Source organism: Accumulibacter sp. (assembly GCF_036625195.1).
GTDB lineage: Bacteria > Pseudomonadota > Gammaproteobacteria > Burkholderiales > Rhodocyclaceae > Accumulibacter.
The window spans coordinates 1683156-1701561 of the sequence record NZ_JAZKUG010000001.1; the positions used below are offsets into that span (position 1 = coordinate 1683156).

The 18406-nt window shown below is 63.6% G+C and carries 14 protein-coding genes and 1 pseudogene; 6 read left to right on the plus strand and 9 right to left on the minus strand.

Annotated features, from left to right (window positions below; genetic code table 11):
• Positions 1–14: 14 nt before the first annotated feature.
• From V5B60_RS07235 to V5B60_RS07250, 4 genes are read left to right on the plus strand one after another with little or no spacing between them, the layout of a single operon-like run.
• A complete protein-coding gene (locus tag V5B60_RS07235; protein WP_332346392.1) occupies positions 15–1127 on the plus strand; it encodes a glycosyltransferase family 4 protein in 1113 nt (370 codons plus the stop codon).
• Positions 1124–1948 (plus strand): lipopolysaccharide core heptose(I) kinase RfaP, encoded by an 825-nt coding sequence (gene rfaP, locus V5B60_RS07240; protein ID WP_332346393.1) that lies wholly within the window; start codon positions 1124–1126, stop codon positions 1946–1948. The genes V5B60_RS07235 and rfaP overlap by 4 nt, the downstream gene beginning before the upstream one ends.
• Positions 1945–2718: a lipopolysaccharide kinase InaA family protein gene (locus tag V5B60_RS07245; RefSeq protein WP_332346394.1), complete on the plus strand. Its 774-nt coding sequence runs from the start codon at positions 1945–1947 to the stop codon at positions 2716–2718. The genes rfaP and V5B60_RS07245 overlap by 4 nt, the downstream gene beginning before the upstream one ends.
• Positions 2719–2740: 22 nt before the next feature.
• Entirely contained in the window at positions 2741–4177 is a 1437-nt protein-coding gene (locus V5B60_RS07250) for a lipopolysaccharide kinase InaA family protein (protein WP_332346395.1), read from the plus strand.
• 36 nt (positions 4178–4213) lie between these two features.
• Here the strand turns inward: V5B60_RS07250 and msbA are convergent, their stop codons facing one another.
• The 7 genes and pseudogenes from msbA to V5B60_RS07285 all read right to left on the minus strand — a co-directional run bounded on the left by msbA (position 4214) and on the right by V5B60_RS07285 (position 15845).
• Positions 4214–6034 (minus strand): lipid A export permease/ATP-binding protein MsbA, encoded by a 1821-nt coding sequence (msbA, locus tag V5B60_RS07255; protein ID WP_434735309.1) that lies wholly within the window; start codon positions 6032–6034, stop codon positions 4214–4216.
• A 246-nt stretch (positions 6035–6280) separates the two neighbouring features.
• The gene (locus V5B60_RS07260; protein WP_332346396.1) at positions 6281–8509 is read right to left on the minus strand and encodes a response regulator; all 2229 of its coding nucleotides are present in this window, start codon (positions 8507–8509) and stop codon (positions 6281–6283) included.
• Between the two features lie 4 nt (positions 8510–8513).
• Positions 8514–9713, minus strand: a complete 1200-nt coding sequence (locus V5B60_RS07265; RefSeq protein WP_332346397.1) for an FIST signal transduction protein — start codon at positions 9711–9713, stop codon at positions 8514–8516.
• A gap of 122 nt (positions 9714–9835) precedes the next feature.
• Positions 9836–12928: a PAS domain-containing protein gene (locus tag V5B60_RS07270; protein WP_332346398.1), complete on the minus strand. Its 3093-nt coding sequence runs from the start codon at positions 12926–12928 to the stop codon at positions 9836–9838.
• Positions 12929–12943: 15 nt separating this feature from the next.
• Positions 12944–13927 carry an ABC transporter substrate-binding protein gene (locus V5B60_RS07275; protein WP_332346399.1) on the minus strand — a complete coding sequence of 328 codons (984 nt, stop codon included), beginning with the start codon at positions 13925–13927 and terminating at the stop codon, positions 12944–12946.
• Between the two features lie 635 nt (positions 13928–14562).
• A pseudogene (locus V5B60_RS07280) lies at positions 14563–15360 on the minus strand (putative transposase); the annotation flags it as partial.
• A 275-nt stretch (positions 15361–15635) separates the two neighbouring features.
• On the minus strand, positions 15636–15845 hold the full coding sequence (locus V5B60_RS07285; protein WP_332346400.1) for a hypothetical protein: 210 nt from the start codon (positions 15843–15845) through the stop codon (positions 15636–15638).
• 361 nt (positions 15846–16206) lie between these two features.
• Between V5B60_RS07285 and crcB the strand changes: the two genes are divergently transcribed.
• Both crcB and V5B60_RS07295 read left to right on the plus strand, forming a co-directional pair.
• Complete coding sequence (gene crcB / locus V5B60_RS07290; RefSeq protein WP_332346401.1) at positions 16207–16593, plus strand: fluoride efflux transporter CrcB; 387 nt, start codon at positions 16207–16209, stop codon at positions 16591–16593.
• Positions 16594–16606: 13 nt separating this feature from the next.
• Positions 16607–16960 carry a DUF190 domain-containing protein gene (locus V5B60_RS07295; RefSeq protein WP_332346402.1) on the plus strand — a complete coding sequence of 118 codons (354 nt, stop codon included), beginning with the start codon at positions 16607–16609 and terminating at the stop codon, positions 16958–16960.
• On the opposite strand, the gene V5B60_RS07300 is transcribed toward V5B60_RS07295, so the two are convergent.
• Both V5B60_RS07300 and V5B60_RS07305 read right to left on the minus strand, forming a co-directional pair.
• Complete coding sequence (locus V5B60_RS07300) at positions 16957–17688, minus strand: lipopolysaccharide kinase InaA family protein (protein ID WP_332346403.1); 732 nt, start codon at positions 17686–17688, stop codon at positions 16957–16959. The two genes, V5B60_RS07295 and V5B60_RS07300, sit on opposite strands and share 4 nt — an antisense overlap.
• Before the next feature lie 32 nt (positions 17689–17720).
• Positions 17721–18404 carry a class I SAM-dependent methyltransferase gene (locus V5B60_RS07305; RefSeq protein WP_332346404.1) on the minus strand — a complete coding sequence of 228 codons (684 nt, stop codon included), beginning with the start codon at positions 18402–18404 and terminating at the stop codon, positions 17721–17723.
• Between the last annotated feature and the right edge of the window lie 2 nt (positions 18405–18406).

The window sequence follows — 18406 nt, forward strand, 5'->3', positions numbered from 1 at the left end:
AGTGAAGAATCCTGATGAAAATCGCTTTCTGTCTCTACAAGTACTTTCCGTTTGGTGGCCTGCAGCGCGATTTCCTCCGCGTGGCGCTGGCCTGCCAAGCGCGAGACCATGCGATCAGGGTCTACACCCTGGAATGGCGCGGGGACATTCCGGCCGGGTTCGAAGTCATGCTGGTGCCGGTTCGTGGGCTGACCAACCTGCGCCGCTACCAGCGTTTCAGCGGCTGGGTGGCCAGTCATCTGGCGGCCCATCCCGTCCATCGTGTCGTCGGCTTCAACAAGATGCCGGGACTGGACGTGTATTTCGCTGCCGACTCGTGCTTCGAGGAAAAGGCACGCACACAGCGCGGCTCGCTCTATCGCCTGTCGGCACGCTACCGGCATTTCTCCGCCTATGAACGGGCCGTCTTCGGCCGGGAGGCTCAGGTGGAAATCCTGGTCCTGTCGCCGCTGCAGGAGCGCCTGTTCCAGACCTACCATGGCACTCCGGCCGAACGATTCCATCTCTTGCCTCCCGGCATCTCGCCGGACAGGCGGGCGCCACCGGATGCAGCGGTGATTCGGTCGAGCGTGCGCAGCGAGTTCGGGCTGGCTGATGACCAGTTTCTTCTCCTGCAGCTTGGCTCGGGCTTCCGGACCAAAGGCCTCGATCGCAGTCTGAAGGCCCTGGCGGCGCTGCCGCCCGCGTTGCGTGCGCGTTGTCGGCTGTTCGCCATCGGCGATGACGACCCGCGTTTCTTCCAGGGCCAGGCGCGATTGCTTGGTGTCGCCGAACGAGTGCGCATCCTGCCGGGACGCAGCGACATTCCGCGTGTTCTGCTCGGCGCAGACCTTCTGCTGCATCCCGCGTACAACGAAAACACCGGCACCGTGCTGCTCGAGGCGCTGGTTGCCGGCTTGCCGGTACTCACCACCAGTGTCTGCGGCTACGCGCACTATGTCGTCGAGGCCGATGCCGGCGTCGTCATCGATGAGCCCTTCATGCAGGACTCGCTGGACCGGGCACTGCTCGGGATGCTCGACGACGAATCCGCGCGGCGACGCTGGCAGGCCAATGGTCTCGCTTTCGCCGAGGTCGCCGACATCTATGCCAATGCCGAGCGTGCCGCCGACGTCATCCTGAAATGAGTACGCGTATCCTTTGCCTCGATGAGCCCTTTCGTTCGCTGTGGTCCGGGCAGGATCCATTCGTCGCCGTCGAGGCACTGCAGGGTACTTTGTTTCGCCAGCTCGAGGCACGCCGCACCTTGCGCACCGCGATCGCCGGCCGCGGCTACTTCGTGAAGATTCATCGTGGCGTCGGATGGACCGAGATCGCCAAGAACCTCCTGCGCTGCCGCCTGCCGGTGCTCGGTGCGCAGAACGAGTGGCTGGCCGTGCAGCGCCTGCGCGCCTGCGGCGTCGATACCATGCGCGTGGTCGCCTGTGGCTGCAGCGGCCGGAATCCGGCGCGTCAGTCATCGTTCATCGTGACCGAAGAACTGGCTCCGACAGTGAGCCTGGAGGACTATTGCGCCGACTGGTTGACGCAACCGCCCGAGCTCCTTCTGAAATGGGCGTTGATCCGCCGTGTCGCCGAGCTGGCCAGGGCGATGCACGGCGCCGGTGTCAACCATCGTGACTTCTACATCTGCCACTTTCTCGTTCACCTGGAGCCGCAGCCGACGCCAGAGAGCTTGCGACTGTCACTGATCGATCTGCACCGGGCTCAGGTGCGTGCGGTAACGCCGCGGCGCTGGCGTGACAAGGACCTCGCGGCCCTGCATTTTTCGGCCCTCGACATCGGCCTGACGCGCAACGATCTGCTGCGTTTCGTTCGGGTTTATTTCGCGCGGCCGTTGCGCATGGTTCTGCGTCAGGAAACATCGTCGCTCGAGAGCCTGCGGCTGAAGGCACAGCGACTGCAGGCGCGTTACGAGCGCAAGCTCGCACGCGGCGAGATGACATGAACCACTGGTATCTCAATCCTGACTTCGCCGATGGTCCGGCCGCCCTTCTGTTTGCCGACATCGAGCAGGTGTTTTCCCTCGAAGGCGAACCCATCACCCACGATCTGATCAGTCGTGTCTTGCGCGTCACCGTCTCTGGCCGGCGCTACTATGTCAAGCGTTACACCGGCAGCGGCAAGGGCAAGAGTGCGGTCAGGCGCTGGTTCGGCCTGCGCCGCTGGTTCGGTCTGCAGCGGGTGCGCGCCGAGTGGCAGAATCTGCAGACATTCCGGGCCTGGGGCATCCCTACGGCAACCCTCGTTGCATACGGCCTGGAGCGCCGCCTCGGGAGGTTCACACGCGGCGCGCTGATCACCGAGGAGATTCGCGACACGATGAATCTGGCGGAGATGGCCTATGCCAGTGATCAACGACTGCGCGACCGGCAATGGCTGGCAGAGGTCCTGCGTCAAGTGGCGACGATCGCACGGAAGCTACACGAGGCAGGCTTTGCGCACAATGACCTCAAGTGGCGCAACCTGCTGGTTGACGGCGCCGTCGTGCCAACGGTCTACCTGATCGACTGCCCAAGCGGAAGCTTCTATCGCGGTGCGGTTCTCGACTACCGCATCATCAAGGATCTCGCGTGTCTCGACAAGCTGGCGAAGACGCAGTTGTCGCGCAGCCAGCGGCTGCGTTTCTATCTCGACTATACACGGCAGCGGCGACTGACCGTGACGGACCGCCGGCGCATCAGGCGAATCGTCGGATTCTTCGCGGGTCGGGATTAGTCTGCCGGGCGATCGACGGACGATGAACCATGTCCTCCACACAGACGCCCGCACCCTGCGCGACTGCGGGCGAGTCATCCCGACACCGTTTGGCGTCCTCATGGCCGATGGCCGCAGGTTGATCGTGCGTCGCCTGTTGCGCGTGCTGCCCGGCAAGCGCCTGGTCGGCGAGGCTGAGGTGGATGGTCGTCGCGTGCTCGCCAAACTCTTCATCGGGCAACGCGGCGAGCGACAGTGGCGGCGCGAGCAGGCCGGCCTGGCGGCGCTGCGCACGGCCGGAATTCCGGCGCCGGCAGTGCAGGCAGCGGTGCCGATTACCCATGGTGGTCATGCGCTGCTGACGGATTTCCTCGCTCCCGTCGAGAGCTTTGCGCAGGCGTGGGAGCCTTTGCGCGGCAGGGAGGCCGGCGACGCCCAAGCCGTCGCCCTCCTGCTGCCACTGCTGCACACCGTGGGGTGCCTGCACGCTTCCGGATTGGTCCACGAAGACCTGCATTTCGGCAACTTCTTGCGCCACGAAGGGCGTGTCTTCGTCATCGATGGCGCCGCGTTGCAGTTGCGTCGAGCGGGGACACCCTTGCCGCCTGCCGAGGCCAGTGCCAACCTGGCGATTCTGCTGGCACAGCTGCCTGATGCATGGGATGGGGAACTGTCCATGCTGCTGCCTGCCTATGCGGCTGGAGCACGGACGGAACTGCCGCTCCTGCCGGCCTTGCGCGACGAGATCGCCGAGGTCAGGCGGTGGCGGCTGCGCGATCTTCTGGCCAAGACGGTTCGTGACTGCAGCCTCTTCGCCGTCACTCAGACGGCCGTTCGTTTTACCGCTGTCACACGTTCGCAGGCCACCCGGCTCGCCTCTGTCGTCGCGTCTCCGGATGAAGCCATCAGTGCCGGACGGACCCTCAAGGACGGCGGCAAGAGTACGGTTGCGTGCGTCCTCGTCGATGATCGCCCGCTGCTGGTCAAGCGCTACAATCTGAAAGGGCTGGGCCACGCACTGGGACGTGCGCTGCGTCCCAGTCGCGCCTGGCATTCCTGGCGCGCAGCGCACCGGCTGCAGTTCTTCGGCATCCCGACGCCGGCGCCACTGGCGCTGGTCGAGGAGCGCCTTGGTCCCCTGCGACGACGCGCTTGGCTGGTCAGCGAGTACTGCCCGGGAGCGAACCTGCTGTCACATCTTGTCGCCGACCGGGAACCCCCGGCAGCCGAAGGGCAAGCGATCAGCCAGCTGTTTGCGGCGATGCACCGGGCGCGTATCACGCATGGTGACCTCAAGGCGATGAATCTGCTCTGGCACGCTGGCCAAGTCTGGCTGATCGACCTTGATGACCTCGTCCAGCATGGATCGGCTGCTGCCCATTCCCGCGCCTGGAGTCGCGACCGCGCGCGCCTGCTGCGCAACTGGCCCGTCGGATCAGCGCTCTACCGCTGGCTTGACGATCGCTTGCCGGTGGCCTGAAGAGCGGCCAAAGGCGAGCAGCGGTGGCGCCAGCGCTCAGCCGGCTGGCGTCGCCTGCTCCTCAGTCTCTGCTTCCTCGAACTGCATCGCATGCAGGCGCGCGTAGTGGCCGTTGGCGGCCAGGAGTTCGGCGTGCGTGCCGTGCTCGACGATGCGGCCCTGGTCCATGACCAGGATGAGGTCCGCTCTCTCGATGGTCGACAGCCTGTGCGCGATGACCAGCGTCGTACGCCCCGCCATGACTCGGTCGAGCGCATTCTGGATGTGGCGTTCGGACTCGGTATCGAGCGCCGAGGTTGCTTCGTCGAGGATCAGGATCGGTGCGTCCTTGAGCAGGGCGCGCGCGATCGCCAAGCGCTGCCTCTGGCCGCCCGACAGCATGACGCCGTTCTCGCCGACCCGTGTTGCGAAGCCGCTCGGCAGGCGATCGATGAACTCGCGTGCGTGCGCTCCCGCCGCGGCGACCTCGATCGCGGCGTGCGGCGAACCGGCGAGGTCGCCGTAGGCAATGTTGTTGCTCACCGTGTCATTGAAGAGGACGACTTGTTGCGTCACCAGTGCAATGTGCCGGCGCAGGTTGCGCAGGGTGTAGGCTTCGACGGCGACGCCGTCGACCAGAATCTGGCCCGAACTGTGCTGGTAGAAGCGTGGGATCAGATTGGCGAGGGTCGACTTGCCGCTGCCCGAGCGTCCGACCAGCGCCACCATCTGGCCCGGGGTGACGCTGAAGCTGACCCGGTCGAGGACGCTCTGGCTGCTGCCCGGGTAGGCAAAGGAGAGTTCGCGAACCTCGAGGTGACCGCTGACGCGTTCACGTTCGATGCTCCCCTCATCGGGTTCCGGCGATTCATCGAGTTGGGCGAAGATGCTCTCGGCACCGGCAAGGCCCTTCTGGATGGTCGAGCTGACTTCGGATAACTGACGAATCGGCTTCGGCAGCATTCCGGCGGCCGTGATGTAAGCGACCAGGTCGCCAGCGGTGGCATCGCCGCGCAGCAGGAGGACGAGAACCAGCAGTGCCGCCATGGTGCTGAAGGTGACGAACTGCAGCGCCGGGCCATAGCTGGCTGCAGTTCGCACCATGCGCAGTTGTCGTGCCGCATTGTTCGCGCTCGCATCGCGGAAGCGGGCCGATTCGTACTCCTCGCCACCGAAACTGCGCACGACGCGATAGCCCTGGATCGTCTCCGCGACGACGTGCGTCAGGTCGCCCATGGCGACCTGGATCTTTCGGCTTTGGCGGCGGAACTTGCGGCTGGCGCTGCGCACCATGAGGCCGATGATTGGCAGGATCGCGACCATCAGCAGGGTGAGTTTCCAGTTCATCCACAGCAGGTAACCGAACAGGAACACGATCGTCATTCCCTCGCGAATGACGACCTTGATCGCGTCGGTTGCTGCGCCGGTGACCATGGTCACATCGTAAGTGATGCGGGAAACCAGGTGCCCGGAGTTGTGCTGATCGAAGTAGGCGTTTGGTAGCCGCAGCAGGCTGTCAAACAGCGCTCGCCGCAGGTCGTCGACCAGACCCAGGGATACCCGTGCCAAGTAATAGTTGCCAAGGAAGGAACCAACGCCTTGCCAGGTGACGGCGAGCAGGAGCAGCAGCGGCACGGCGTAGATCAGTTCGAGCTCGCCGAGCAGTGGAATCGAGTACTGCGTGCTTCCTCGGGCCGCGTTGAGGCCGTCAACGAAGTACTTGAGGATGGCGGCGAGCGTTGGCTGTGACGAGGCAAACATCAGGTAGCCGAGCAGGCTGACCGCGAACAGGCCCAGCAGTGGCCGCAGATAGCCAAGAAGGCGAAGATAGATGCGCAGGGAGGATGCCGGTGCGGCGCTTGTTCTCGGAATGGACACGCGGGTTGCAGCAGGATCGAAAGGCCGGTGAGTGTAACACGTGGCTTGCAGCATCGCCCCTGCGGTCGTCATTTCAAAATCCCTGGCAGGGGGTGGTGAGGTTCAGGACTGTTGGATGGGTTGAGTCAGCGGGGGCCACCCTGTAGCTCGGTTGCTCGCAACCACAGGTCGTCCGGATTGTGGGCGCCAAGCGCGCGGCCAAAGCGGCCATGAGCGTAGGGCAGAGAACATGGGGATATCGGCCGATCAAGTCTCTGCGCCGCTCCTGAACTCGTGGCTCCTCAACCAATGCAGCAAGGTCGCGAAAAAACTCTCCGGGTCGATCGGCTTGGTGATGAAATCATTCATACCGGCCATGAAGCATTGCTGCCGGTCTTCGGCAAACGCGTTGGCCGTCAGGGCAACGATCGGTGTGGTGGCGGTTTGCGGCATCGCACGCAGGCGCCTGGTCGCCTCGATACCGTTCATCCCGGGCATCTGCATGTCCATGAGAATCAAGTCGTAGGGCCCATCACTGGCCAAAAGGACGGCTTCTCTGCCATCCATGGCCACGCTCACATCAAAGCCGGCCTCGGCAAGCAACTCCATCGTGATTTCTCGGTTGATCGGCTCGTCTTCGGCAAGCAGGACGCGGCGTCCCATGTAGTCACGCGCCAGAATGATTTCAGCGGCTTCGCTGGTTGACTCCGCAGTCCTTCTGGCTCCATCGGGCGCCTTCCCAAGCCGGGCCGTGAACCAGAACGTGCTGCCTGTCTCCGAAGTGGCGGCTATGCCGGCATCGCCGCCCATCATCCGGGCAAGACGACGTGTAATGGCGAGTCCCAGGCCCGTGCCGCCATACTTGCGCGTCAGGCTGTTGTCGGCCTGTTCGAAGGCCGTGAACAACCGGGCAATCCTGTCCGTCGGGATGCCGATGCCGGTGTCTTGGACCTCACAGCGCAGCATCACATTGTTCGCTTCTTTTTCCGCGAGGCAGTGAAAGCGCACGACGATGCTTCCCGATTCGGTGAACTTGACCGCATTCCCGACATAGTTCAAGACGGCTTGCTGCAAGCGTGTCGGATCACCCCGCAGCAGCGGTGCGTCTGGTACATCGACAGTCAGGGAGAGGCCTTTGGCCTGTGCTCTGTCGCCCATGATCGATACGACATTGTCGGCAAGACTTTGGAGCTGGAAACTCCGCTCATCGAGTTCAAACTTGCCGACTTCGATTTTCGACAGATCAAGAATCGCGTTGATGATGTCGAGCAGGTGAGCGCTGGACGTTTCTATTCGATCAAGGCGTTGTGCCTGATCAGGTGGCAGGCCGGCACGCCGAATCAAATGCACCATTCCCGCGATGCCGTTGAGGGGAGTGCGGATCTCATGGCTCATGTTTGCAAGGAAGGTGCTTTTCGCCACGCTGGCGGACTCGGCAGCCTCCTTGGCCAGCGCCAACTGGCGTGTGCGCTCGTCGACCAGTGCTTCCAGACGCGAGCGATAGGCTTCAAGTTCGGCGGCCTGTTGCTTGCGGCGGGTGATATTCATCGACGTACCGACGGCCCACAATGCCGTTCCGTCGGAGTTTCGCTCGCTGATGTGGCCCCATGTGTGGATCCAGGTCCAGCGGTCCATCGCATTCCAGAGGCGATATTCGCAATCGAACAGTGGATCGACGGCCTTCACGCTGCGCTCTACGGACCCGATGAAACGGAGGCGGTCATCCGCGTGAATACGTTCGATCCAAGCCTGCAGAGTCCGTGGTGGATCCTGTACGTCCATTCCGAGACGGGGAAGCAGTTCCACATCGTAATCAAGTCGAAGGCTGGGAAAGTCCAGCTCCCAGAACACCACCTGGGTGACCTCAACCGCAAGGCTAAGTTTCTGGTTGGCTTGCCGCAGGGCGGCCATTTGCTGCATGATGGTACGCTGGCTATCTCGGTTTTCGACCAGCGCGGCCATTTGCTGGACGAAGAGATCAAAGCTCTTGCTGGGACCAGCCGTGATGGCCGTGAAGAACGGGCTGCCCGTAACCGTATTCCCCGCCAACAGCATGGCCCTTACTGTGCCGTATGAAGTGCGGCAAGGTGCGCAGATCGCCTGTTGTATCGGCAGTGACGGGAGGCATTCGCGCAGTGCACTCGTTACCGCGTCGGTGGTTTGGCTTGCCGGCCACGCTGCCGAGCAGGAGAGTAGCCGTTGTCCGGAAGTTCGCAGTATGGGCAGAGCCACCTTGAGCCCCAGGACACCGATCGGCGCTTCGATCTCCCCTTGCTGATCGACGAGCCAGCAGACAGCGAATTCAAGCTCGAAAATATCGACGATCGCCTCGGAGACGGCGATCACGAAATCCGCATCCGATTCGATGCCCAAGGCATAGGAATTGAATGCATGCATGCGCGTCAGGCGCGTCACCTCCTGATCAAGGCGATCACGAGCGGCGATCAGCTGTTGCTGCAGGATCGGATGAGAGGAAATGTCCGGCAATTCCGGCATGATGTCATGTTCCCTGGCGGCGATAGATCGCCGCCAGGGCCGAGGTGTAGTTGTGGAAGTAATTGGTACCCTGCAGCCGCGCGAACTCACCGAATCCGTACATTCCCAGCCACGGAGGCGGCTGGAAGTCGGTCGAGAATGGATGCTGCAGGCGCTGGATCAATTCCTCCTTCAGCACCCTGTTGAACAGTAGCCGGCCACGCGCACCACAGTCCGCCTGGAACATCGCGACCGGCTTTCTTCCCCGGGCATGGCGCGACATGACGGCCAGCATCCGATCGAGATCGCTGAAAATGCGTTCCTCGTCGCGCAGGGTTAACCACAGTGGCGTTCCTTCCTGACAAGTCACCGGGTAATACAACGTTCCATCAGCATCCCATCGGAAAACGGCGCGCAGGACATGTTCGTTACCGTAAGCCAGGGCCTGCACGGGTGCGAGGCGTTCCGCCAGGGCCCCGATCGGACCGGATTCCGCCAGCGATGACGTCATTGCCAGCCCCAGGCGACCCAGATATTCCGCCGCGGCGGGACGGCCATTCAGTTCGTGGATGAGGTGGCCATCAGACCGGGTGACGACCAGAGGCTCCCCGGTTGCGACGAATCCGTGTGTCGCGTGCGTATCAACCTCGAGCGTCGTATCGCAGAAGCCGACGGCAACGGCAGCACGTTCGAAGACGCGCTCGTCGACCGCCTGGAAGGTAACCAAGCCGCGGTTGTTGTCGCCGCTGGTTGCGCCGAACAGGCTGACTTCCGCACCCAAGATCGAGTCGAATCCGGCGATGACCTGATCGGCCGCGACGTCTATGCCCGTAACGATCAGGTACACCATGTTGATCCCCGGCGACGCCCGCTTCAGGGCCGTTGCGAGCGCCACTGCCTTGTCGCGCGAGTTGTGACCGTTCAAGCCGTCTACATGGGCTACCGCGAAATCCCTGCCACGGATCGCCATCAGGGCGACATCCTTCATCGACTCGCTGACTCCCTCGCGGCCTATTACGCCCGCACAGGAACCGGCGACAATGCGAGCGTGTGGACATTGCGCGCGGGTCTGGACAATCAGCTCGCCGAGCTGATGACCGATAGATGCATTGATGATGACCAGATCGCAGTCATGGTGAGCGTCCCCGAGTGCTACCTCGAGACATTCCGCTATTGCCCGTTGCGGATTGGCCATGCGGGTGCTGGCGGAGAAAAATTCAAGCATACCTATCCTTGGCAGTGATCAGGTTGTTGCATGTTGGTACAAGGCTCAAGCTCATGAGCAGCTCATTTCCTGCGGTCCTGCCGTCGGCGGTTGGAGGGTGGGCCATCGGTCCCAGCCGCTGGTCAGTCGCCACGCCGCTCCAACCACACCAAGAGGGTCTCATACAGTCTGTCCGGGTCGACTGGTTTGCTGATGTGCCCATTCATTCCTGCTGCGAGGCACTCCTCGCGATCCTCGTCGAAGGCGTTGGCCGTCATGGCGAGGACCGGCGTAGTCTTGTTGAGAGAGTTGGCACGAATCCCTCGTGTGGCTTCGACGCCACTGAGAACGGGCATCTGCATGTCCATCACGATCAGGGCGTAAGCCTTGCGGCGGGCAAGGTCGAGCGCCTCGCTGCCATTATCGGCAACGTCGACGAGGAATCCAACATCCTCCAGCAGAAAGCGTGCGATCTCCTGACTTATCGGTTCGTCTTCAGCAAGCAGGACTCTGGTGCCGGCGTAGTCGATCAGCAGGCGTTGTTCCGCCGCCCGGCAGGCGGAACTCGGCGCTGGCGCGATGGCATTCACACGCCGTTTCTGCAGACCAACCGCGAACCAGAAGATGCTGCCTTGCCCTGGCGTGCTGTCGACGCCGATCTCACCGCCCATGAGTTCGACGAGCCGCTTGCAGATCGCCAGTCCCAAGCCAGTGCCGCCGTACTTGCGAGTCATGCTGTTGTCGGCCTGCTCGAAGGACTGGAATAGGCGGGTCTGTGCCTTGGCATCGATGCCGATCCCCGTGTCGGCGACTTCGAAACGCACGTGCGCGCTTTCGGCAGTCTCGCCGGTCGCGCGGGCACGTATGACGACCTCGCCCCGGTCGGTGAACTTGATGGCGTTGCCGACGAGGTTCACGAGTATCTGACCGAGCCGCAGCGGGTCACCCTGGAGCGGTGCGCAGCCAAGTTCTGGCGGGAGGTCGACGGCCAGCCGGAGGCCCTTCGCGCTGGCCATGTGGCCGAGCGTGCCGCAGACATGGGCGATGCAAGCGGCCAGTTGCAGAGGCTGCTTGTCGAGGACCATGCGTTCGACTTCGATCCTGGAAAGGTCTAGGATATCGTTGAGTAAGCCAAGCAGGCTGTGGGCGGCGGCCTTCGCCTTGCCGAGTTGCTCGCAGCCAACGGGATCGGCCATGCGCCGCCTGGCCATCTCGATCAGGCCGATCACGCCGTTCATCGGCGTCCGGAGTTCGTGGCTCATGTTGGCGAGGAACGTGCTCTTGGCACGGTTGGCAGTCTCGGCGGCGACCTTGGCTTCGGTCAGCTCCAGTGTGCGCTTCAGTACGAGCTCTTCGAGGTGCTGGCGGTGATGTTCCAGTTCCGTCGCGATTTCCCTGCGCTCGGTGATGTCGCGGGTGAAGCCGACCGTGCCGAGCAGCTTGCCGTCGAGCGTCACCGGTGACTTGTAGGTTTCAAACCACCGGTGGATGCCGCTGCCGTCGACGATCTTCGCCTCGACGTGCTTGCTCTGCCCCGAGGCAAGCACCATCCGGTCATCGGTCCGATAGCTCTCGGCCAAGTCCGGCGAGGCAATGTCGAAATCGTTGCGACCGACCAGATCGTCGGCGCTGCGTGCTCCAAACAGGTCGACGAACCTGCTGTTTACGGCAAGGAATCGACTCTCGGCGTCCTTGAGCCAGACCGCGAACGGAAAGTTGTCGAGCAGCGCGCGCTGGTAGCGGTCACGCTGCTGCAGCGCCAGCTCCGCGTGCTTGGTTGCAGTAATGTCGTCATAGAGCCCGAGGACTCCGACCACTTCACCCGACGCGTTGCGCAGAGGTACCTTGGACGTGCGCAGCCAGATGGTCCGGCCATCCGGTGAGGTCTGTGGTTCCTCGTAGTTGAGGCGCGGTTGCCCGGATTCCATCACCTGCCGGTCGTCAGCGCGGTAAAGATCGGCCTGCTCGGACCAGCCCATGGCGAAGTCGTCGTCGCCGACCAGATCGGCCGGCGCGTTCTTGCCGGCGTCGAGCGCGAAGGCAGGGTTGCAGCCGAGATAGCGACAGTCGCGGTCCTTCCAGAATACCCGGACTGGCGCGGTGTCGACGACCTGCTGCAGGAGACCGTTGGTCCGGGCGAGGTCTACCGCCATGTCGGACAGGGCTTCCTGGATTACGCCCCATTCGTCGTCGCGATGTTCTGCCGGCGCGCCGGATGCCCCGCCGCCGCGGATCCCGCCGATCTGGCGCAGGATGCTGGCCAGAGGGTGCTGTATGTTGTGCCGGACGAACCACATCGTCAGCATCAGCGACAGCAGCGCGATGGCGGCACCTAGTCCGGCGATCAATCGTGCCGTCTGCCCTGCAACCATCGCCAGCTCGGCGCGGAAGCCCTCCGCCCGGCGTCCGGTTGCTTCGTCGTGCTGCCGCAGCCGTTCGAGGACCGCCTCGCGGCGCCGGCGCTGATCCTGCAGCAAGGCGGCGAGGGCATACTCGGCACCTTGCTGCGCGATGATCTGGGCGCGGTAGCGGACCGCATTCTCGCGCATGTGGCGGGCGATCGTCGCCATCGTCGGCGTTGCTGCGGTCATGGTCTGCAGGCGCAGCCGGAGGTCGTCGACCATGGCGATGAGTTTGTCGTAATCCAGGTTCAACGTACTGCGGGCAGTTTCCTTGCCGATCAGCATGACGGTTTCGCGGTAGCCGATGACGAGCGCCATGATCTGGTCGAGGTAGTCGGTTTTCTTTCCGGCCAGCGTTTGATCGATCAGGTCTCGGCTCGTGACATCCTCCAAGCGGGTCAGCTCGTCGAGCAGTTCGCGTTCGCTGGAGTCTATGGCTGTTCGCGCGGCGGCGATCAGCCGGCACTGTGCCAGTAGTCGTTGTGTCGCGCTGGCGAGCGCGTCGATGGTTTGTGCCAGATCGGAATCGCCGGCGGCACGTCCGAGTTCGGACAGTCGCGCGTCCGCATCGCGTTGGCTTGGCAACGGGACATTCTGCACACGGCAGTCGCGGGTGCTGCGGTCGAGATCGCACAGGGCTTCGGCGAGGTCACGTCCCAAGCGCGCACTTGCGAAGATGCGCGCCATTTCCCGGTCGGCCAGGGATGCTGACAGGTCTTGTGTGCGCTCGTGACCGATCCAGGCGATGCCGGCAAGCAAGGCCAGGGCCGAGGCGTTGGCCAGCGCCAGCGCAATCAGTTTCTGGCTGAGTCCCCTGGCTGGCGTCTGGCACACGCGAGCCACTGGTGGTCAGGGCTGTTGGCGGACGAGAGTGGCCCCGCGCAAGACCGTGGGTCGTGGAACGATGCCGTGGCGCTCCAGCGCGGTGACGTTGATGATGCGTTGCCCTCGGCTGTTCTGCGTCACCGGCAGGGTACTCACGGGCTTGCCTTGCATCGCCTGCAGCAACATCGTGGCCGACAGCTCGCCCTGCTCTTGGCCGGTCTTGACCACTGCCGCCCAAGCGCCCTGCTCGACCTGGTAGCGGTTGCCTCCGAGGATGGGTCTATCGTATGCGTGGCGCAGGATCTGGAGCATCTCTTGGTTGGTCTGCGGCTTGCCGTCCCGGTCGGCGATGCCTTCCAAGCTATCGACGAACAACACGTTGCAGTGTGCGTTCAGGGTCCTGCGCAGGGTGTCGATCTGTCTGTTGTTGCGTACCAAGTGAAAGCCGCCGATGGTCAGGGGGTAGGTCGCCTTCTCGCTTTCAACTTGCGTGCGCAGGGCCATCCCTGATGGCACGTCGGCGGTCATGAAGCAGGCGCTCCGCACGGCCGGCACGATCTGCTTGATGAAAGCCAGCGATTCGCGCACGTGTGCCCGCTCGAGGATGCCTGAGACATGCGCGCTGGGGAAGCCGTAGCTGTCGGCGCTGGCATTGACGCCGTTGAAAATTATCGGGACAGCCGTGCGGTTTAGCAGGTAGGGGAGCACGAACATCGACTGAGCGTCGTCGTCGGCGGTGATGACGCCGTCTGGCTGTAGCGACTGGAACAGCGCGAAAGCCTCCGCGGCCCGGCGCGGGCCGCCTTCGCGGTTGACCTTGGTGTTCATGTGGAAGTAGGTGACCTCGGCCGAGCGGCGCAGCACGTGGTCGATGCCCTCGCGGATCTCTTTGACCCACGGGTTGTCGTCCTCGTAGCTCATCACCACGAGAACCCTGAATTCGGTGGCGGCCGCAAGACCACACGTCAGCGTCAGCGACATGTACAGCGAGGCCATGAGGGATTTCATCCTGCCTCCAGTCAAGTAGTAGGGGCTTCGCGCCGATCGATTGCCTAGCTGTACGATGCTAGGACGTCGGGCACATACTCGGGTTGACCCAAGTCAACCCCGTCCGCCGAATTCAGCCCCATTTCGGGACTCAGAAACGCCGTGGGCGAATGCAGCCGAGGAGTTCACCCTGTCGTGTGTGACTTGGTCGGCAAGCAAACCGGGGATTCGATCGCGATCTGCTTGAGGATGGTATGATGCGTCGCCTCGATCATGTCACCGGTGTGGCTCGGGATCCTTGTCCGCCATATCGGCGCCGGGTCAAGCCAATACTCGTCAACAGTCACCTGCTGAGCCAATCCAGAAGCCACCACCGCTTGCGCCGGCAGGCCTGGGAGGCGCTCGCTCTGGTGGTGAAGTGCGGCCGGTTGCCGGCCATGATCCGGCGCTGCGGCTCGGGGCTGCGATTGCCCGCTGCGGGCGACGTCGAGCGCGGCGCAGAGCTTCCCGAAGGGCCTTCGAGGATACGCGGCATGGCGCGCCCCGCATGATCTCCGTGCTAATGCGGAGGAAGCTGCCACGCCGCAAGTCCTGCATGGCGGTGGGTTCTCGGCGTGGGGCGACTCGGGCCTCGCATCGCATCAGACAACCTGATCTCACGGATCTTGCGAAGTACCGAGTTGGAGGATCAAGCGGAGTTTGGTACGCGGGAGGACGGTCTCGGTCGCGGTCAACTCGTCACAGACTGTGCGGTCAACGCGCTCCGAGACGGCATTGGCTTGATGGTGGCGGTGGACGGTCAGAGTGCCAGCGTGTGGGTTGGGCAGCAAGTCGGCCTCGGTCGTGTAGATCGCGCGCAGCAAGCTTCGGGCCTGGTCCGGGCGGGCAACAAGCGGTGCCAGGACGTTGGCCATCGCTGTTTCCGCACGGTCGGGGATCATGTGGACCGTGGCGAGCAATTGCTTGCCGTGGGTGCTCAGCCGGCGACCTCGGCTTTGCTCCGGAAAATCCTCGGCGGCGATATGGGATGGGGTCGCCTTGCGCTGTTCCTTGAGGGTCTTGATTTCCTCTTGAAGCTGTTCGACCTCTTCTTTGGCCGCGACCTTCTTGGCGATCAAGGACTCGACTTTCGCCGGATCGATCGTCTCGTCGAGGGTGAGGGCACCGAATTGGGCGAGCCGCCGCCTGAGCCTGCCGGCCAGCGAGCGCGATCGGCCGTCGAGGGTTCGCCAAGCCGGGGTGACGGCGCGTGCGCGATCAGGAATCTCGTCCGTCTGGTAGTCCGCCAGGCGGTCCGGGGCGAAGTGTTCGCGTGCATACTCGAAGAGGTTTTCCTGAGACCAGCCGGCGAACAGGGTGGCTGCCAGGGGGCCGACAGCGGACTGAAAATCCGTACTGATCAAGGCGACCTGGTGACCGGTGTCGCAGAGCTTGCGGACCTCACGGACCCTCCTTTGACTGCGGCGCGACCGCTTTCAGACCGCCCGCGCTGGCTGCAATCCGGGCTTGCACGTTGTTGCTTGCCGCAACGCCCATCGGCCCTTCGCTGTCGCGCGCGGCATTCGCTCTTGGTGCTCGAGACGAGTGTGCACGATCCTTTCACCACGGCAACGTGCAACCGCCTGGGACGGACCGCCTTCGACTGGGTGTCGATGCTGATCCCCCGACCCGCCGCAGAGATCCTCTCCAGTGCTTGATCGCTGCGCTAACCCAATGACTTGCCACGCATTCATGACGCCACTTCTGCAAGCGTCATGGTGTCGAGACCAGCTTGTCTGCGGCTGTCCGCCGCCGGCATCCTTGAGCCCGTCGCCTGGCCGAGCCTTGTCTGATATCTGCCGCAGACTCCAAACGCAGCCAGTAGGGCCAGTCCTTCCTCATCCAGGGGGTCGATCCGGAGTGCGCGATCGCCGCCTTCCACCACCATCATCACTTTCATTTCAAGCTCCTTGGTCCCCCGGGCCATGTTCCCGGGCGGACACGCCAGATCAACCAGCGGCTTTGCAGTCGCCCTGGCGCCCGCTGCTTACGTCAGGGCTGGGGGTCAGAGGAAGCGATGAAATCGTGACCTCTGGCTGCAGTATCGGTCCGCGGCGGCGCGACTGGAAAGGAACTACTGCACAGCTGGTGGCAGGCACGCACGCGGCAGATCGTGCGGGCGGCGTGCGCGAGTGCTATAGTCACTCGTCAGGTTGGTCGGGATTGGTGAAACGTGGGTGGAGGTGGTCATCCGCCACCGGCGTGACAAGCCGGCTGTGGCGCAGATTGTCTGTGAGCGACGCGTTTCTTGAGGCGCCTGCATGTGGAAGTCGATCCTTGCCATTTCGCTTGGCGCTGCGCTTGGCGCACTGCTGCGCTGGCAGCTCGGCGTCCGGCTCAACGCGATCCTGCCGAGCGTTCCGCCGGGGACGCTCGTCGCGAACCTGCTTGGCGCCTATGTCATCGGTCTGGCGATCGCCTTTTTCGCATTCTCGACGACCGTCTCGCCCGAGTGGCGTCTGCTCGTCATCACGGGCTTTTGCGGCGGCTTGACGACCTTCTCCACGTTTTCCGCCGAATTGGTCGTCTTGCTGCAACAGGGTCGGCTGCTGTGGGCGTCGCTCTTGATTCTGGCGCATGTTGCCGGCTCAATGCTGATGACGCTTGCCGGCATGGCGACTGTCTTCTGGCTTAAGGATGCGGGCTGACGAGGAGGTGCGGATGAAAGGCTCCCTGCTTCGTTTCTATGTCGGCGAGGGCGAGCGTCTGCACGGCGTTCTGCTCTGGGAATGGCTGCTTGCCGAGGGCAACCGGCTCGGCATCCGTGGCGGCTCGGCGTTCCGTGCGGTCGGTGGGTTCGGGCGTCGACACGCGGTACACGAGGAGCGCTTCTTCGAGCTCGCGGGCAGTGGTGCCATCGAGGTCGAATTCGTCGTCACCGAGGACGAGGAGTGGCGAATTCTCGACCTGCTCCGGCGCGAGAACGTCAGGATCTTCTACTCGCGGATGCCGGCCAGCTTCGACATCATCAATCCCGACGCGAGGGACCTTGCCCCGCCCGGCTTGGGCGACTAGCGCCGGAGCAGGGCCATTTGCTGCCGGTAAGCCTGCGTGAAATGCTGCCAGTCGGCATCGTTCCAGCCCAGCGTGTGCCGCCGCAGCTGGTCGAGATCGTGGGCACCAGCGCGCTCGCGACTGATGCCCTGGCGCAGCTTTTCCAGGTCGATGAAGCGCACGTCGCCTTCCCCGTAAGCGTCGGGCACTGCCGGGCTGCGACGGACGAAGACATGCTTGCCGTAGAGGCAGCTGTGTTGCAAGCGATGATTGTGCAGGCGAGCGCAGGCGCTGGCGACGGCGGCAATCAGCGACTGGCGCCGTGGTGGTGCTGCCTGCGGGTTTGCCGTGTTCCATTCGTCGAGACTGCTGAAGTCGTCGAGAGCGCGCGTGACGAGGATTGCCTGCCAGTGACCGGCATCCCGGCGGTCACCGTAGTACAGTGCGTCCAGGCTACCGATGGCGTGTCGCTGCAGACGCAGGATGTTCAGGTATTCGCGGTAGAACGTGGGGACGCCGCGCAGGGGGTGGCGCAGCGTCCGGCAGAGGTGGTCTTGCTGGCGCTTGACGAAGATCGTGTTGCCGTTGGCGAGCAGGTGCCGGCTCACCCCGCTCCAGCCGCCACGTCTCTCGTTCGGGGCTTCATGCCAGTCGGTGGCGAGCGACCATAGGGGGACAAAAGCTGCGAGCTGATGGCACTGCAGTTCGCTCCGTGCGGCTGCGGAGGGAAAATGATCGCGCACACTCATGGGGGACAAGCGCCTCTGGCCGCAGGCGGATGTCAGGCGGACAGCTTGCGCAGCACGTAGGCGCGCCACATGAACAGGTAGGGCAGGAAGTCCACGTGGCCAACGATGGCGAAGCCGGCCTCGCGACACTCGCGTTCAAACTGCTGGCGCGGAACGATGAACCGGTTGTCGCTCGTTTCGCCGGCCCGCTGGCGGCTGGTCTCCAGTCGCCGACGACGCCAGGCCTTGTAATTCCGGTCGACCCAGAGCGACAGGACGACCGTGTCCCGCGTCACGCGATGAAACTCCCTGAGCAGCGCGATGCGGTGGACGGAGTCGCCGATGTGGTGCACCAGGCGAATCGAGAAGATGCAATCGACGTGCGCATCAGGCAGGCTGATCGCGAACGCGGAACATTGCAGCAGCCGGAAGCGCTTGACGACTTCCGGTGGGCGCACCTTGCCGGCGACGTCGAGCATGGCCTGGCTGTAATCGGCGGCCAACAGCTGCCGTTGCGGTTGCTCCGCGAGGAGTGACCAGAAGCGCCCAGTGCCACAGGGCAGGTCGAGAACCGACGAGGGGTTGCCGGCAAGCGCCAGCGCGCGTGCCGCCATGCGATGCTCCAAGCGGTCAGACAGTTTCTTCCGATCATGCTTCTGGAAGTACTCCTGAGAGTGCGAATCGGTGTACTTGTCGGAGAAAGGCAGGTGAATGGACTGCTTGTGTTCGTCGCTCATGT

What these genes read in the sequence shown, in the direction of transcription:
- V5B60_RS07235 (WP_332346392.1), top strand. Translation starts at nt 15, where the DNA reads ATGAAAATCGCTTTCTGTCTCTACAAGTACTTTCCGTTTGGTGGCCTG.
- rfaP (WP_332346393.1), top strand. Translation starts at nt 1,124, where the DNA reads ATGAGTACGCGTATCCTTTGCCTCGATGAGCCCTTTCGTTCGCTGTGG.
- V5B60_RS07245 (WP_332346394.1), top strand. Translation starts at nt 1,945, where the DNA reads ATGAACCACTGGTATCTCAATCCTGACTTCGCCGATGGTCCGGCCGCC.
- V5B60_RS07250 (WP_332346395.1), top strand. Translation starts at nt 2,741, where the DNA reads ATGAACCATGTCCTCCACACAGACGCCCGCACCCTGCGCGACTGCGGG.
- V5B60_RS07260 (WP_332346396.1), bottom strand. Translation starts at nt 8,509, where the DNA reads ATGCCGGAATTGCCGGACATTTCCTCTCATCCGATCCTGCAGCAACAG.
- V5B60_RS07265 (WP_332346397.1), bottom strand. Translation starts at nt 9,713, where the DNA reads ATGCTTGAATTTTTCTCCGCCAGCACCCGCATGGCCAATCCGCAACGG.
- V5B60_RS07275 (WP_332346399.1), bottom strand. Translation starts at nt 13,927, where the DNA reads ATGAAATCCCTCATGGCCTCGCTGTACATGTCGCTGACGCTGACGTGT.
- V5B60_RS07285 (WP_332346400.1), bottom strand. Translation starts at nt 15,845, where the DNA reads ATGAAAGTGATGATGGTGGTGGAAGGCGGCGATCGCGCACTCCGGATC.
- crcB (WP_332346401.1), top strand. Translation starts at nt 16,207, where the DNA reads ATGTGGAAGTCGATCCTTGCCATTTCGCTTGGCGCTGCGCTTGGCGCA.
- V5B60_RS07295 (WP_332346402.1), top strand. Translation starts at nt 16,607, where the DNA reads ATGAAAGGCTCCCTGCTTCGTTTCTATGTCGGCGAGGGCGAGCGTCTG.
- V5B60_RS07300 (WP_332346403.1), bottom strand. Translation starts at nt 17,688, where the DNA reads ATGAGTGTGCGCGATCATTTTCCCTCCGCAGCCGCACGGAGCGAACTG.
- V5B60_RS07305 (WP_332346404.1), bottom strand. Translation starts at nt 18,404, where the DNA reads ATGAGCGACGAACACAAGCAGTCCATTCACCTGCCTTTCTCCGACAAG.